The sequence below is a fragment of the Pectobacterium sp. A5351 genome (assembly GCF_028335745.1).
Classification (GTDB): Bacteria; Pseudomonadota; Gammaproteobacteria; order Enterobacterales; family Enterobacteriaceae; genus Pectobacterium.
The window spans coordinates 2,036,824-2,052,553 of sequence record NZ_CP116477.1; the positions used below are offsets into that span (position 1 = coordinate 2,036,824).

Annotated in this window: 14 protein-coding genes; 5 read left to right on the forward strand and 9 right to left on the reverse strand. The window is 50.4% G+C overall.

Translation table 11 applies throughout. The annotated features are described in order from the left end of the window. The first annotated feature begins 53 nt into the window (after nucleotides 1–53). Nucleotides 54–596: an ankyrin repeat domain-containing protein gene (locus O1Q74_RS09680; protein ID WP_271878370.1), complete on the forward strand. Its 543-nt coding sequence runs from the start codon at nucleotides 54–56 to the stop codon at nucleotides 594–596. Between the two features lie 53 nt (nucleotides 597–649). Here O1Q74_RS09680 and ydgH read toward each other — a convergent pair whose 3' ends face one another. Continuing rightward, on the reverse strand, nucleotides 650–1,603 hold the full coding sequence (gene ydgH / locus O1Q74_RS09685; RefSeq protein ID WP_271878373.1) for a DUF1471 family protein YdgH: 954 nt from the start codon (nucleotides 1,601–1,603) through the stop codon (nucleotides 650–652). Between the two features lie 581 nt (nucleotides 1,604–2,184). On the opposite strand from ydgH, the gene pntA reads away from it, so the two are divergent. Both pntA and pntB read left to right on the forward strand, forming a co-directional pair. Further along, the gene (gene pntA, locus O1Q74_RS09690) at nucleotides 2,185–3,711 is read left to right on the forward strand and encodes a Re/Si-specific NAD(P)(+) transhydrogenase subunit alpha (protein ID WP_271878376.1); all 1,527 of its coding nucleotides are present in this window, start codon (nucleotides 2,185–2,187) and stop codon (nucleotides 3,709–3,711) included. A gap of 10 nt (nucleotides 3,712–3,721) precedes the next feature. Continuing rightward, entirely contained in the window at nucleotides 3,722–5,110 is a 1,389-nt protein-coding gene (gene pntB / locus O1Q74_RS09695) for a Re/Si-specific NAD(P)(+) transhydrogenase subunit beta (protein ID WP_180789243.1), read from the forward strand. A 127-nt stretch (nucleotides 5,111–5,237) separates the two neighbouring features. Here the strand turns inward: pntB and uspE are convergent, their stop codons facing one another. The 3 genes from uspE to ogt all read right to left on the reverse strand — a co-directional run bounded on the left by uspE (nucleotide 5,238) and on the right by ogt (nucleotide 7,941). After that, nucleotides 5,238–6,188, reverse strand: a complete 951-nt coding sequence (gene uspE / locus O1Q74_RS09700; RefSeq protein WP_271878382.1) for a universal stress protein UspE — start codon at nucleotides 6,186–6,188, stop codon at nucleotides 5,238–5,240. A gap of 188 nt (nucleotides 6,189–6,376) precedes the next feature. Next, complete coding sequence (gene fnr, locus O1Q74_RS09705; RefSeq protein WP_010274971.1) at nucleotides 6,377–7,123, reverse strand: fumarate/nitrate reduction transcriptional regulator Fnr; 747 nt, start codon at nucleotides 7,121–7,123, stop codon at nucleotides 6,377–6,379. A 281-nt stretch (nucleotides 7,124–7,404) separates the two neighbouring features. After that, the gene (gene ogt / locus O1Q74_RS09710) at nucleotides 7,405–7,941 is read right to left on the reverse strand and encodes a methylated-DNA--[protein]-cysteine S-methyltransferase (protein WP_271878391.1); all 537 of its coding nucleotides are present in this window, start codon (nucleotides 7,939–7,941) and stop codon (nucleotides 7,405–7,407) included. Between the two features lie 488 nt (nucleotides 7,942–8,429). On the opposite strand from ogt, the gene O1Q74_RS09715 reads away from it, so the two are divergent. Both O1Q74_RS09715 and O1Q74_RS09720 read left to right on the forward strand, forming a co-directional pair. Continuing rightward, a complete protein-coding gene (locus O1Q74_RS09715; RefSeq protein WP_271878394.1) occupies nucleotides 8,430–9,725 on the forward strand; it encodes a Gfo/Idh/MocA family oxidoreductase in 1,296 nt (431 codons plus the stop codon). A gap of 116 nt (nucleotides 9,726–9,841) precedes the next feature. Further along, the gene (locus O1Q74_RS09720) at nucleotides 9,842–11,161 is read left to right on the forward strand and encodes an ABC transporter substrate-binding protein (RefSeq protein ID WP_271878397.1); all 1,320 of its coding nucleotides are present in this window, start codon (nucleotides 9,842–9,844) and stop codon (nucleotides 11,159–11,161) included. Between the two features lie 68 nt (nucleotides 11,162–11,229). On the opposite strand, the gene O1Q74_RS09725 is transcribed toward O1Q74_RS09720, so the two are convergent. From O1Q74_RS09725 to O1Q74_RS09745, 5 genes are read right to left on the reverse strand one after another with little or no spacing between them, the layout of a single operon-like run. Beyond that, entirely contained in the window at nucleotides 11,230–12,459 is a 1,230-nt protein-coding gene (locus O1Q74_RS09725) for an SAM-dependent methyltransferase (RefSeq protein WP_271878400.1), read from the reverse strand. Beyond that, a complete protein-coding gene (locus O1Q74_RS09730) occupies nucleotides 12,456–13,181 on the reverse strand; it encodes a DUF1365 domain-containing protein (RefSeq protein WP_271878402.1) in 726 nt (241 codons plus the stop codon). Before O1Q74_RS09730 ends, O1Q74_RS09725 begins: the two co-directional genes overlap by 4 nt. Then, nucleotides 13,174–14,442: an NAD(P)/FAD-dependent oxidoreductase gene (locus O1Q74_RS09735; RefSeq protein ID WP_271878405.1), complete on the reverse strand. Its 1,269-nt coding sequence runs from the start codon at nucleotides 14,440–14,442 to the stop codon at nucleotides 13,174–13,176. The genes O1Q74_RS09730 and O1Q74_RS09735 overlap by 8 nt, the downstream gene beginning before the upstream one ends. Nucleotides 14,443–14,446: 4 nt before the next feature. Continuing rightward, nucleotides 14,447–15,163, reverse strand: a complete 717-nt coding sequence (locus O1Q74_RS09740; RefSeq protein WP_271878408.1) for an SDR family NAD(P)-dependent oxidoreductase — start codon at nucleotides 15,161–15,163, stop codon at nucleotides 14,447–14,449. Continuing rightward, nucleotides 15,160–15,639 carry a nuclear transport factor 2 family protein gene (locus tag O1Q74_RS09745; protein WP_271878411.1) on the reverse strand — a complete coding sequence of 160 codons (480 nt, stop codon included), beginning with the start codon at nucleotides 15,637–15,639 and terminating at the stop codon, nucleotides 15,160–15,162. The genes O1Q74_RS09740 and O1Q74_RS09745 overlap by 4 nt, the downstream gene beginning before the upstream one ends. Between the last annotated feature and the right edge of the window lie 91 nt (nucleotides 15,640–15,730).

Below are 15,730 nucleotides of genomic sequence, written 5' to 3' on the forward strand. Positions count from 1 at the left end.
CCTGCGTCATAGGGATGACGCAGGTAACCGTTTATCTCAAGGAGGAAAATACAGTGAAAGCACTATTATTGATTCTCGGGCTGTTAGCCGCTAGCACACCTATGGCTCAAAGCGAGGAGATCAAGCAGGGGGAAAATGCGGTAAAATCCTCGCTTAATCAGTATTTATGGGATTCAGCCAGGAATGGCGATCTCGATATACTCCAGACTTTCATTGCATCACACTACAATCTGAATGCGGCTGATGAAAAAGGTTACACGGCGATGATCCTTGCGGCTTACCACGGGCATGATACGGCAGTGGACGCTTTATTAAAGGCGGGGGCAGATCCTTGTCTGCGTGACAAACGCGGTAATACTGCGCTGATGGGAGCTATTTTTAAAGGTGAGATAAAAATTGCGCGCCAACTTATTGCCGCGGAATGCAACCCGGATCAGCGCAACAATGCTGGACAAACCGCTGCCATGTTCGCATCGCTGTTCCAGCGAGAGGAGCTATTGAAAACACTGAAAGAGAAAGGCGCCGACCTTCAGATGACTGATGCGAACGGCAATAGTGTGGATACACTAGGAAAAGGTGAGTTCATTACCCGATAATGAAGAACCCGCATAATGGACTTATCCCATAACAGCGGGTTCTTTAATACACGTTATTTATAGATATCGGCGCTGATTGTCATATTGCTGCCTTTACCTTCCCACTGTCTGGTGATGTGGTAGTACTTGGCACCTTTCTCGCCCGCACGTTTAGCAACGGCTTCAGATATCTGTGTAATATTGGTGTAGCTGCCGCGGAACTGGATGGAGTCGAAAGGCACCATCTGGGCCGCAGTGGCATTATTCAGTTCTTGAATCTGCGTGCCATCAGATAGCGTTACCGTGTAACGTCCACCTTTTGACGACTGTGTTTCAAAGAAGTTGCCCACGCTGCGGCTGGGGCTATCCGAGTAAGCAACCCCTGGAATTTCTACTTTGGCGGCTTCTGCTCCACCGGCAGCCAGAGCGGCGCGACCCGCATCAGAATCAGCAGGGATTGCATCAGGGCGTTGAAGCTGACGTTTTGGCGCATCGGCTTTATAGATAAATGCGGTAGCCCTTTGATTCGCACTATTTGAGTTCACGTCGATCTGGCGGACGATGTAAAACGAGTCCGCATTTTTCTCTTTTGCCGCTTTCGCTATGGCATCGATCAAATCGGGCTGAGTGCTGAATAACCCACTTACCGTTACGGTGTCATAGGGCTCTATCAGATAGGCGGCATCTTTCGGCAGTTCTTTCACGCCGTAGATGGTGCGATATTGCACGTTCTGTTCCGCTTTAGGGGCATCTTTATGGTACAGATCGACAGTCACATTCCAGTAGTCGCCGGAGTTAGTATCCGTCATTGACTGAACATAAAACGACTCTGCACCCAACTTGTCTGCGCGTGTTGAGGCTGCCGCGACTGCTTCATTGATCGCATTAAAACGCCCCTTAAACGTAATTCGTTCAAAAGGTTGCAGGGATTTTGCCTGCTCAGGCGTCAGTTCCTGTGCAGCCTGCGCTGCAAATGCCGAGAGTGATAACAACAACGTGGACGCAATAACAGTAGTCTTCAGCTTCATAAAAAATCCTTTCGCCTTCCTGCAACTCGAATTATTTAGGTATAGCAATCAACCTGTAACGGAATAGGGCTGATTATCGCACGGAATAAATTCTTGTGCTTTAGCATTTTCAGCAGGACGAAAAAGCCGTAATGCTTCGGCTCTGAACAAGAAAAGTGCTAATAATAACGGTTAATGATTGTTTTGCCATCATAAGGGATATTTATGTGATTTATCACATTAACAACCCTGTAACACACCGTTTTTGTGAAACAGCACTGAAAAATACTTCTGTAATAATGCTACAAAAGGCAGAGAAGAGCATGATTTTCGACCAAGAAAGCCTTCCATAACCTGTAATAACTCGGCTTTTCTGTGAAATTCATTTTATTTATGGATCATCGATCACATTTTCAGTACGTTATAAATGAGTTCGCCTGAAGTGAGACGCCCCAAAAAAGCGTGTGGCAAGAAGATGATAAGACCCTCTTCCTACCGCGTGAATGCGGGGATACAGGGTGCAGCAGGTCTCGGCGAATTCGTATAACAGAGTAGGGTGAGAATAAGAACCTTCGTTAAAAATAAGCGAAAAGGGTATCAGTATGCGTATTGGTGTACCAAGAGAGCGGTTGGCCAATGAAGCCCGTGTAGCAGCGACGCCGAAAACGGTTGAACAACTGCTGAAACTGGGTTTTACGGTCTCGATAGAACGTGAAGCGGGAAAACTGGCAAGTTTTGATGATGCGGCATATGAAGACGCTGGCGCGTCGATTGTTGACAGTTCGGAAGTCTGGCAATCCGATATCGTCCTGAAGGTGAATGCGCCGCAGGATGATGAAATCGAACTGACCCGAGCGGGCAGTACGGTTGTCAGCTTTATCTGGCCAGCGCAAAACCCCGCACTGCTGGAAAAACTGGCGGCCCGTCAGGTGACGGTGATGGCGATGGATTCCGTGCCGCGTATTTCGCGCGCGCAGTCACTCGATGCACTCAGTTCAATGGCCAACATTGCTGGCTATCGCGCCATCGTAGAAGCCGCCCACGAGTTTGGTCGCTTCTTTACCGGGCAAATTACCGCTGCGGGTAAAGTTCCGCCTGCTAAAGTCATGATTATCGGTGCTGGCGTGGCTGGTTTGGCCGCGATCGGCGCCGCGGGTAGCTTAGGTGCTATCGTTCGTGCTTTTGATACCCGCCCTGAAGTAAAAGAGCAGGTTAAGAGCATGGGCGCCGAGTTCCTTGAACTCGACTTTGAAGAAGAAGCAGGCAGCGGTGACGGCTATGCCAAGGTCATGTCTGAAGCTTTTATCAAAGCCGAAATGGAACTGTTCGCAGCACAGGCGAAAGAAGTCGACATTATCGTCACTACTGCACTGATTCCCGGAAAACCGGCACCACGCCTGATCACTAAAGAAATGGTGCTGAGCATGAAGCCCGGCAGCGTGATTGTCGATTTAGCGGCGCAAACGGGCGGAAACTGTGAGCTGACCGTGGCCGATCGCGTCACCGTGACGGAAAACGGCGTCAAAATTATCGGTTATACCGATTTACCCAGCCGTCTGCCGACACAATCTTCACAGCTTTACGGCACAAATCTGGTTAACCTGCTGAAATTACTCTGCAAAGAGAAAAACGGTGAGATCACTGTCGATTTTGACGATACCGTGATTCGCGGCGTGACCGTCATTAAAGAAGGTGAAATCACCTGGCCGGCACCGCCAATTCAGGTTTCAGCGCAGCCACAGCAGGCCAAACCTGCCGCGGTGGTGAAAGAAGAAGCCAAGCCGACATCGCCATGGAAGAAATATGCGTTCCTCGCGATTGCCATTCTGCTGTTTGGCTGGTTGGCCGATGCCGCACCGAAGGAATTCCTGTCTCACTTTACCGTTTTTGCGTTGTCCTGCGTCGTGGGTTATTACGTTGTCTGGAATGTCAGCCACGCCTTGCACACGCCACTGATGTCAGTCACTAACGCGATATCAGGCATTATCGTTGTCGGAGCATTGTTGCAGATCGGCCACGGCGGATGGGTGTCGTTCTTCTCATTCATTGCCGTATTGATCGCCAGCATCAATATTTTCGGTGGTTTCACCGTGACTCAGCGCATGCTGAAAATGTTCCGTAAAAACTAAGGGGTAACACATGTCTGGTGGATTAGTAACTGCTGCATACATTGTTGCCGCAATTCTCTTTATTTTCAGTTTGGCAGGGTTGTCCAAGCACGAAACGTCGCAGCAAGGGAATATCTTCGGTATCAGCGGGATGGCGCTTGCGCTGATCGCGACGATTCTGGGGCCTGATTCTGGTAACGTTGGCTGGATCATCGTTGCGATGGCGATCGGTGGGTCAATCGGTATTTATCTGGCGCGTAAGGTTGAAATGACCGAAATGCCAGAACTGGTCGCTATCCTCCACAGTTTTGTGGGCCTGGCCGCGGTACTGGTTGGTTTTAACAGCTTCCTCGATCACGGTGAAATCACCGATCCGGTGATGGTCAATATCCATTTGACGGAAGTCTTCCTGGGTATCTTCATCGGTGCTGTGACCTTCACGGGTTCAGTTGTCGCTTTTGGAAAACTGCGCGGAAAAATCTCTTCCAAGCCGTTGATGCTGCCTCATCGCCACAAAATGAATCTGGCGGCGTTGGTTGTGTCCTTCCTCCTGCTGCTGGTTTTCGTCAATACGGGCAGCGTCGCGCTGCAGGTACTGGCGTTGATTCTGATGACGGCGATTGCACTGGTATTCGGCTGGCATCTGGTTGCGTCGATTGGCGGCGCGGACATGCCAGTCGTGGTCTCTATGCTGAACTCTTACTCCGGTTGGGCGGCCGCCGCCGCGGGCTTCATGTTGAGCAATGACCTGTTGATCGTGACCGGTGCTCTGGTGGGTTCTTCGGGTGCGATTCTGTCTTACATCATGTGTAAAGCGATGAACCGCTCCTTTATCAGCGTTATTGCCGGCGGTTTTGGTACGGACGGCGTTTCTTCTGGTGAGAGTGAAGAAGTCGGTGAATATCGTGAGGCTTCAGCAGAAGACGTCGCTGATTTGCTCAAGAACTCAACCTCGGTCATCATCACGCCGGGATACGGCATGGCTGTCGCGCAGGCGCAGTACCCTGTGCATGACATCACTGCAAAACTGCGTGCTCGTGGTATCAACGTTCGCTTTGGTATCCACCCGGTTGCAGGGCGTTTGCCTGGTCACATGAACGTGCTGTTGGCAGAAGCCAAAGTGCCTTACGACATCGTGTTGGAAATGGATGAAATCAACGATGATTTCACCGATACCGACACCGTGCTGGTCATTGGCGCGAATGACACCGTTAACCCGGCTGCGCAGGAAGATCCACATAGCCCAATCGCAGGTATGCCTGTTCTGGAAGTGTGGAAAGCGCAGAATGTTATCGTGTTCAAGCGTTCTATGAATACCGGTTACGCTGGCGTGCAGAATCCGCTGTTCTTTAAAGAGAACACGCAGATGCTGTTTGGCGATGCCAAAGACAGCGTTGAGGCGATTCTGAAAGCGCTGTAAGCGTGACCGAAGGTAGAAAATGAAAGGGGCGAATGACGCCCCTTTTTTGCGTCTTATCGTTTGTACGCCGCAAAAATAATGCCACTGCTGAGAGCGCTGGCATTATTTGGCTCTAGTAGAGTGGCAATCAGCCGTTATTGCCGTCTTCCAACGTAATCGGTGACACAAAGTCATCGGGTTTAATTGCAAGCAAGTCACACTTCAAATGATCGATGACGTGCTCGACGGTGTTGCCGATAAACGCAGCGGAAAGGCCGGTTCTGCCCAGTGAACCCAACACCACAACACCCGCCTGTAAATGCTCCGCCAGATCGGGAATCACTTCTTCCGGCAAGCCTTTTTCTACGTGCGTCACACGCTCATCAAGGCCGAACTTCTGCCGTAGCGATTTCATGGCGATAAGGTGCTGTCCTCGAATTGCATCGTTGTAGACGCTGGGATCGAAATCAGGCAGCTCAATGGCGATATTAATGGGGGTAACGGGGTAGGCACCGACCAGATGAACTTCGGTCTGGTCAACCTGCTGAGCTAGCTCCAGCGTTTCTGATACCAGTTTGATATTAAGTGGATCGTGATAAGGGTCTTCGCTGGCCAGATTGACGGCAACCAGCGCTCGGCCTTCGGTTGGCCAAGGCTGATCTTTGACCATCCACACGGGGCAAGGGCATTTTCGCAGTAACTGCCAGTCGGTTGGCGTAAAGATAACGGCTTCCAGTCGATCGTGCTGATGTGCCATTTTCAACAACAGGTCGTGCTGGCCGGAAATCACTTCCCGAATGAGGGCTTCAAAGGGTTTATTGTGCCAGACCACTTTGATTTCGATTGGAACGCCTGCTTCAAGGTAGTATTTGCACTGCTCGGCAATCCACTCCGTCCGCTGCTGGATAACACCCTGACGCATTTCCACCCGTTCATCAGGGGAAAGCAAGGTTGTCATTTCATAAGAGAAATCATAAATCGGCAGAAATGCCTTGATGCGGCCGCCAAGTCGCTGAACCAGGTAAACCGCCCGACGCAGCGCTGGTTGGTCATCCTGATTTGGGTCAATAGCTACCAGTAAGTTCTGATACTTTGCCATAGCTCCTCCAAACAGCTGTTACTCCACAGCCGATAAATCAAGAGTACCGCAATGGAATCGTTTTGGACAACAGAGATAAGCAGCAGAATAACAAAATAAGAAATATCATGGATGATGTGGTAAGAGAGGGAGCATTGACGCTGCCACACTAGAAAAAGTGGCAACGTCAGCGAGTTAGGCGGTAGTAATTATTTACGTGAGGAACCCGCTAATTCGGAAAGCGCATCAAGATTCTCGATCGTGATGTATTTTCCTTTTACTGCCAGCGTTCCGCTTTTCTGGAAACGTCCTAGCAGACGGCTGATGGTTTCAACAGTCAGCCCCAGATAATTGCCGATATCACCACGCGTCATGGTTAAACGGAACTCACGCGGCGAGAAACCACGCTGAGCGAAACGACGGGAGAGGTTGTAGACAAATGCCGCCAGACGCTCTTCAGCATTCTTCTTCGACAGCAGCAGAATCATGTCCTGATCGCCACGGATTTCGCCGCTCATTAGGCGCATCATCTGCTGACGCAGGTTAGGCATTTTCCCTGAGAGATCGTCCAGCGTTTCGAAAGGAATTTCGCAGACCATCGATGTTTCCAGCGCCTGAGCGAAGCTTGGGTGTTGGGCCGTACCGATCGCATCAAAGCCAACCAAATCACCTGCCAGATGAAAACCAGTGATCTGCTCGTCGCCTTGCTCCGTGATGGTATAGCTTTTTATCGTACCGGAACGGATAGCATACAGCGATCTCAGCTCATCGCCTGCTTTAAACAGCGCTTGTCCCTTCTGGATAGGCTTCTTCCTTTCGATGATGTTGTCGAGCTGGTCGAGCTCGTGTTCATTCAGAGTGAAAGGGATGCATAGCTGACTGATACTGCAATCCTGACAGTGGATTGCACAACCGCCAGACTGGATGCGTCGGATAATTCGCTTTTCCGGGATCATAGGCTTTGCTCAGGCAATAATTGATATTGGTCAATTTTAACAGCTTTTATCGGCCGTGATAAGACCGGCAATCACTGGAATAGACCAATAAATAGTGAACTAACTATAATTTTTCGATTTTGCTGGAAAATATTCCGATATATAAGACCCGTTCGGAGATAATATTTTTTCCATTACGTTACCGAACGGTTAACACATTGATTAATCCGAATCGCTTACGGCGATAAGCGATTCGGACGAACATTGTCGCGAATTGGAGGCGCAAAAATTATAACGACAAACTATTCAATAGCGGTAAATAGCTGTCGAGGTAAATACCCTTCGTGAGCTAACAGCCACTGTTTACGGTGAATGCCGCCCGCATAGCCAGTCAGTGCGCCGCCAGTACCGATGACACGATGGCACGGAACCACGATGCTGACAGGGTTTGAACCGTTTGCCATACCGACTGCACGCGCTGCGCCAGTGCGTCCCAATAGTGTCGCGAGTTCGCCGTAGGTGGTAATTTCTCCGCAGGGAATACGACGTAATTCCCGCCAGACCTGCTGTTGAAATTCGGTCCCGACGGACGCCACAGGCAGTGTATCAATAATCGTTAATTCACCCTCAAAATAGCGCTGTAGGCTGTCTGTCAGGCCGCCGGGATTATGACGCGACTGTAACGAAAAGGGATCATTTCGATAACTGCGATTGAGCGAGCGAAATAAATCGTCTTCATACTCGCGCCACTCGACGGCACGCAAATGATTATTTTCATCAGCAATAATCAATAACTCCCCAAGCGGGGTGGCCAGGGTGTCCTGAAAAAAAGTCTGCATAGTGATTCCTTACTCGCCTGTCGCTTTCTTGATTCTCTCATTAGTTACGTGCCGATTATCCGGCATCCTCAGGCGGATTGAAAATAAAATGCGAAGTATGTCACGCAGTGAGGCGAAAAAAGAGAAAGCCATCACGATCGTAACCCCGTGCCGTTGCCAGGCGAGAGAACGGACTTTGAATGTGTCGCCGTGCCATTCTGGGGATAATCCCGTTGGCTCATGAGCACTTAAGCGAGTTGATGCATATTTAACGTGAGGAGTGTGGGATAAATCACATCTAACATTACCAATAAAATCAAATAGTAATAGAGTAAATGCTCAATTTGTATTTATGAGAGATGGAGCATGCCAATCTTTATCCTACTGCCAGATAAACGCATCACACGGCAATCATATGAAGGTGAACAATGTTGGTATGCTCTATTTTTTATGGCAAAGGCGTAAGAGTGTGGCTATGTGCCCGACGTTATTTGGAGGAAATACGCAGAATGAAAAAGAAATATGCTGTGGTGGGAACGGGGGGCCGGGCGGGCCTTTATCTGGAATCGATTGCCAGGGATTATCAGGATCAGGGGCAGTTTGTTGCGTTTTGCGATACCAACCAGACACGAATGAATTATGCCAACCAGATTGTCCATAAATATGGACATGATAATGTGCCGACATATCGTGCCGAACAGTTCGAGCAGATGATCGCGGAAACCAAACCCGATGTGGTTATTGTGACGTCTATAGATCGGACGCATCATCATTATATTATCCGGGCGATGGAATTAGGCTGTGATGTCATCAGTGAAAAACCGATGACCATCGATGAAGAGAAATGTCAGGCGATTATTGATGCGATTAACCGCACCGGTCGTAAATTACGCGTGACCTTTAATTATCGCTATGCACCGCATCACAGTAAGGTCCGTGAACTGATCGCCGCTGGATTAATTGGTGAAGTGTATTCGGTTCATTTTGAGTGGCTGTTAAATACTGAGCACGGGGCAGATTATTTCCGCCGTTGGCACCGTGACAAGCGCAATAGCGGCGGGCTGTTGGTGCATAAATCTACGCACCATTTTGATCTGGTGAATTTCTGGCTGAATAGTGAACCGGAAACGGTTTATGCGCAAGGTGATCTGCGTTTTTACGGTAAATCGAATGCTGAAGCACGTGGGGTCACAGAATTTTATTCGCGTTCACATAATAGCGCCGCAGCAGAAAACGATCCGTTTGCGCTACATATGAACCAAAGCGAACAGCTCACGGCATTATATTTAGATGCCGAACATGAAGACGGTTATTACCGTGATAAAAGCGTGTTCGATGACGGTATTAATATTGAAGACGTGCTGGGCGTGGTGGTGCGTTATAAAAACAAAGCCATCATGACGTACTCACTCAACGCGTATTTGCCCAGGGAAGGGCTGAACGTGGTATTTAATGGCAGCAAGGGCCGGTTGGAAATGAAACTGGTGGAAAAATCTTACGTAAACGGGGGCGGACAAAAAGAGGATGAAGGTGCGCTGAATGAATGTGAAATAAAGATCTATCCGATGTTTGATGAACCCTATGTCGTGCCGGTTGAATTTAAAGCCGGCGGACACGGCGGCGGCGATCAGGTCATGTTAAACGATCTGTTTGGTACACCGGAACCGGATCCATTACATCGTGCAGCGGATTATCGTGATGGGGCGATGTCTATTTTAACCGGCATTGCAGCCAACCGATCATTACGCACCGAACTGCCAGTAAAAATAAGCGAACTGGCCGTTAACCTGAAAAGAGGGAATTAATCAAAGTCTCTGCCCGGATATTTCAGGCAGTAAACGCTTCCGCATCCGTAGTACCTGTCTGTCTGCATATCGACAAACAGGTGGAAACCTCCGAATACTATTATAAGGGTTTTATTATGGCGAAAACACGGAACAAATTATCTCACCTGCTCCTACTCTGTGCTGCGCTTCCCGTGGGCGCTACATTGTCTCATTCTGCTGATGCTGCCGAGATCCGCATCTCGTGGTGGGGGGGAAATCAGCGCCATGAGGCAACTCTGGCTGCGATTAACGCGTTTCAAAAAGCCAACCCGACCATTACCGTCAAAGCGGAATATGCTGGTTGGGACGGCTACCTTTCCCGCCTGTCAACCCAGATGGCTGGCGGGCAGGAACCCGATGTTATTCGTATTGATTGGAACTGGCTGCCGCAGTTTTCTCGCAATGGCGACGGCTTTTATGATTTGAATAAGCAAAAAGAGATTCTGGCGTTGGGTGATTTCCCGCCTAACTACCTGCAAACCTCTGACGTTAAAGGGAAGCTACAAGGTCTGCCGATTTCGATGACATCTCGCAGCATGATTTACAACAAAACCACCTGGGACAAGGCGGGCGTCGCCTATCCAAAAACCTGGGATGAGCTGTTTGCCGCCGGTCCGGTATTTAAACAAAAACTGGGCGATAATTATTACCCGCTTGGCGTGGCCCAGGGGTCAAGTGATGTGTTGGATATTCTGACTCTTGGTCGTAGCTACATGGCACAGAAATATGGCATCGACTTCATTGATGAGAAAAAGCAGAGCATTGCCTATAGCCGCGATCAGGTACGGGAACTCTTCGGTTTTTATAAAAAGCTGGTTGATTCCCATGTGATACCCGATCAGCGCTATTTCTCGTCGTTCGGGCGCACTAACGTTTATGAGATTCGTCCGTGGATTAACGGTGAATTAGCCGGGATGTACCTGTGGGATTCGGCTATTTACACCTATTCCAGCAATATGCCGAAAGAGACGGTGCTGGAAACGGGGCCATTTATCACGATGCCAGATGCCAAAGATTCGGGGCTGACCACCAAACCGTCTTCTCTGTTTGCGATCAGCAAGAACAGTAAGCATCCTAAAGAAGCGGCGATGTTGATGAGTTTCATGCTGAGCAACCCTGAGGGCGTAAAGGCATTAGGATTGCAAAACGGCATGCCCGCTAATCCGAAAGCGCAAAAACTGCTGGAAGACATCGGGGTGATTAACGCTGGTAATCTGTTAGCGAATGCTTATCGGGCGGCAGCAGAGCAACCGGCCTCTAAGGTACCCGTTTCGCCGTTTATGGAGAATCAGGAGCTGGTTCAACTGTGGACGAGCAGTTTGCAAAAACTGGATTACGGCAATGGAGAGGTGAATAAGGTTGCCGATGATTTCCTGAGCAGCGCTAACCGTATACTAAAACGCGCAATCCGCTAACCGCCGCTGTTCATGTGCGATGCCGTATCGCGAAAGATATGGCATCGCACGCTTCTTCTATCCGCTGCTCATGGCCTTTCCGCGGTGAGCTGTACCGTGCTGATGGTGCGTGCACGAAAGCCTGCTTCACAGTAGCAAAGGTAAAATACCCACAGGCGTTGGAAAGCGTCGTCAAAACCTTGCGCACTCAAACTATGCCACTGTTGATAAAAACGTTGCCGCCATTCGCTGAGGGTGCGGGCGTAATCCATACCGATATCAAACAGGTCACGGGTGATAAAGTCGGTATGCCGCGTCATGGTGGTCGTCATTGCGGTAATCGAAGGCAGAAAACCGCCGGGGAAAATATAGCGTTGGATAAAATCGACGTTACGGCTGTAGTGGTGATAACGTTGGTCGGCAATTGTGATCGCCTGAAGCACCATGCGGCCCTGTGGACGCAGCAATTGCTGGCAGCGCTTGAAGAAGGTCGGCAAATAGGCTTTGCCCACGGCTTCAATCATTTCGACCGAAACCAGCTTGTCATACTGGCCGGTCAATGTGCGGTAATCCTGTAGCAGCACCGTCACTTTATGGCTTAGACCCGCGAGCTGAATGCGCTCCACCGCGTAGTCATATTGCTGTTGCGACAGCGTAGTGGTGGTGACGTGGCAACCATATTCACGGGCGGCCAGTTCCGCTAAGCCTCCCCAGCCTGTACCGATTTCCAGCAAGCGATCCGTTTCACATAGCGCCAACTGTTCGCAGAGGCGGCGCAATTTGGCTCGCTGAGCGTCTTCCAGCGTCATATCGGGGTGTTGATACCAGGCGCTGGAATAGAGCATGTCGCGATCGAGAAAGCTGCGGTAAAAATGGTTACCCAGGTCGTAATGCGCGGCGATGTTTTTTCGAGCCTGCTGTGGACGATTACGACGACACCAGTGGATGACGCGATGAAAGGGCCCCGTCAGCCAGCTAAAACGCGCGTCAAGTCTATCAATTAACGTCTGATTCTGTGCCAGAAGCTGGAGAACGAGGGTGAGATTTGTTGAGCTCCAGTCGCCATCAATATAACTCTCTCCCGCGGCGATGCTTCCACCGAGCAGTACACGGCGATAAACACGGTGGCGATGTATTGTGATGTCACCTTGCAATGCTGCATGTTGATCCCCGAATAATGTTTCATTGCCTTCTGGCTCGCGAAGGCGTAAACCGCCACCTTCTATTCGACTAAGTAGAAGCAATACCACTTTTCTGGCCCGAGTATAGCGAGCGCTATCGCTCGGGTGACGCACCAACTGTGTTTCCGTTGAACTCATGGGTTGTCCTTCTTTCCAGACTGCGGATGAGGATAAACGGGCGAACGTTTAATCCACAGTTTCAACGCCTGCCAATATATGGTGCAGGCGGTCTTCATCGTCATTAACGGCAGGGACCAAAGCTGGGTACGCAGAGCAGCACGGGTGAGCGGCTGACGATGCAGTACCAGCGTGGCATCAAACTCGCGCCCTTGTCTGTGATTCTCGATGTGGATCCTCAGACGATCGACGGGCGGCGTGAGCCGCCAGTGGTACACCATATCCATCGGGTTAAAAGGCGACACATGAAATGCTTTGGCGACGGGCGTCGAACCATCGGGGACGACGGAATAAGTATGGCGTTCGTTCCAGGGGGTATTACGCACCTCTGCCAATAACCAGCGTAGTTCGTTATTCTCATCGTACAAATAATAAAAATTGACTGGGTTGAAATAGCAGCCCAGATAGCGTAGCTGGCACAGCAGCAGCACTTTTCCCGTGAGGCGCTCGCCTGTCAGTTCTGCTATCCGTTCCTGTGCCTTGGTTTTGATATCGCCACCACCGAGATAATCTCCACGACAGAATGACGCCGGGGCAAAGCGTTCCAGCGCAATCCCCGCGTGCGGCAAGGCGGGAATTTCATCCAGGTCGATGAGTGTCATGAATACGGTATAGTCAAAACGATGCGTGACGGGGTTGAAACGTCGATGGCGAACCTTGCCAACATACAGCGCGCTATTCATCTGACACCCTCTGGTCGATCTGGCTGATGACATCCAATGCACTTTTGACGCCATCCTCATGAAAACCGTTGTACCAATAGGCACCACAAAACCAGCTACGATTATGCCCATTAATACGGCTACGCTCTTGCTGGTGCTCTGTCGTCTGTTGAGTAAAAACAGGATGGTGATAAATCGCGTGGTGCACGATTTTTCTCGGATCGATATCTTGCTGAGGATTCAGCGAGACGCAGAAGGTCGTCGGGGAACGGATGCCTTGCAGAATATTCATGTTATAGGTCACTGAAGCCCGCGCGCGGCTAAACGCCTGATCGACCGGCAGACGGTAATTCCAGCTCGCCCATGCCCGCCGGTTATGGGGCAGAAGTCGGGTGTCGGTATGCAGAATCACGTGGTTCGGCTGATAGGGCATACCGCCGAGGATTCGCTGCTCATCGGGCGTACTCGTCGCCAGCAGCGCCAGCGCCTGATCGGAATGGCAGGCAAAAATCACCTGATCGAATCGGTACGTCTGATCGACGGTACACACCGTAACACCCGCCGCATCGCGTATGATCTGGCTGACGGGCGTCTGGAGATGGATGGTCGCCCGATCGCGGATGCGTTCTGCAAGTCGCGTCACATACTCCCTTGAACCACCGGGCACCACCATCCACTGAGGGCGATTGACCAAATCCAGTAACCCGTGATGGTTGAAGAAGGTCAGGAAAAGCGACAGGGGAAAATGCCGCATATCCTCAAGCGACGACGACCAGATAGCCGCGCCCATCGGCAAAAGATAGTGCTGGGCAAAGAACGGCGAAAATTTTTCCTGCTGCAATAAGTGGCTTAGCGTCAGCCCCTGATAATCGCCGTTGGCAATATACCGCTTGCAGACACGGTTAAAGCGCACAATCTCCGCAACGAAACGATAGAACGCAGGGCGAAACAGATTGCGGCGTTGGGCGAACAGCGTGTTTATAGTATGACCGTTATATTCCAGACCAGAAACCGGATTACTGACTGAAAAGCTCATTTCTGTCGGCTGACCGGTTAGCCCTAATTCATCCAGTAGGGCAATAAAATGGGGGTAGGTTCGCTCGTTATAGACAATAAATCCCGTATCGATAGCGTAGGTCACGCCATCCTGAACCACATCGACCGTTGCCGTGTGCCCACCCAGATAATCGTTCGCTTCAAACACTGACACCTGAAAACGATCGGATAACTTGAGTGCGCAGGTTAAGCCTGAAATACCGCTACCAATAATGGCAATCTTCATACCTTCACCTTACTAACCGGCTGGCGAGCAGCCGTTGCCACGATTGTGGGAGCACAGAAACCGCTTTGAGCAGTAGCGCAAAGCGCAGAGGAAAGGCGATCTCACGTTTTTTCTTTTCCAGACCACGACGAATCGCCTCCGAGGCTTGCGCTACAGAAATCAGCATCGGCATCGGGAAGTCGTTACGCGCGGTCAGCGGGGTATCGACAAAGCCGGGTAGGATCAGCGACACAGTGATATTGCGCGTCTGCAAATCGAGCGACAGGCTGCGGGCGAAATAGGCCAGCGCCGCCTTTGAGGCTCCGTAGGCTTCCGCACGTGGCAGAGGAACAAGGCTGGCGGTTGAGCCGATCAACGCCAGATGACTACCGCTGACAAGCTGTGGTAATAGCACCGACAGGCAATTCACCGGTCCCATCACGTTGGTGGTCAGCACCCGCCTGACTTTGTCCACCTCAACGACGCCGTTATCCAGATATTCACAGGTTCCCGCGCTGAGAATCACCAGATCGGCCGTGATGCCGTCCAGTGCCTGCTGCGTATCCTCCAGGTTCGTCATATCAAATGCCGCTGTGCGAATGGTCGGGAAAGCAGCAGTCAGGGCATGAAGCCGTTGTCCATCGCGCCCGCAAGCAAGGACATCCCAACCGTCTCTGGCATAATCCAAGGCCAACTGCTGACCTATTCCCGAACTGGCTCCGGTAATCAACACGTGCTTCATGACTGCATTCTTGTTTTCAGGTAGCCGATTAGCGAGTTCAGCACGGGGATGTGCTGATAAAGCATTTCACCCATATCGTAATAATCACGGTGATAGATAACTTTGTCGTCGGCGAAGAGCAGGTGGCTACAGCCTGCCAGCGTCAGCGGTTCGTTATTTTTTAGCGAAGGATGGGCATAGTGCATCGTCCAGAACAGTGTTGCACCACCGCGGAAGGTATGGATATCGGAGAATTCAAACTGACAGTAACGCAGATTTTCGAGTGAACGGGAAAAGTAGCGATGCAAATCATGCAACCCATGATGGCTGGATACGGGATCGATAAAGTGAATATCCTGATGATAGATATCACCCAGTGTCGTTAACCCTTCATTTGTCAGCTCTCGATAGAATGCCTTTATTTTCAAAACAATAGGCTCACATTCACCATTCTCTACCGAGATGTCATCTTTCTCACCGGTTTTCTCTATCATCATGATCGCTCCTGTCAAGGTTGCCAATTTTCACGCCGGGAAAATGGCGAACAACCAAAGGGATAGTCGTGCTTATTGATTGAAAGATATCAAC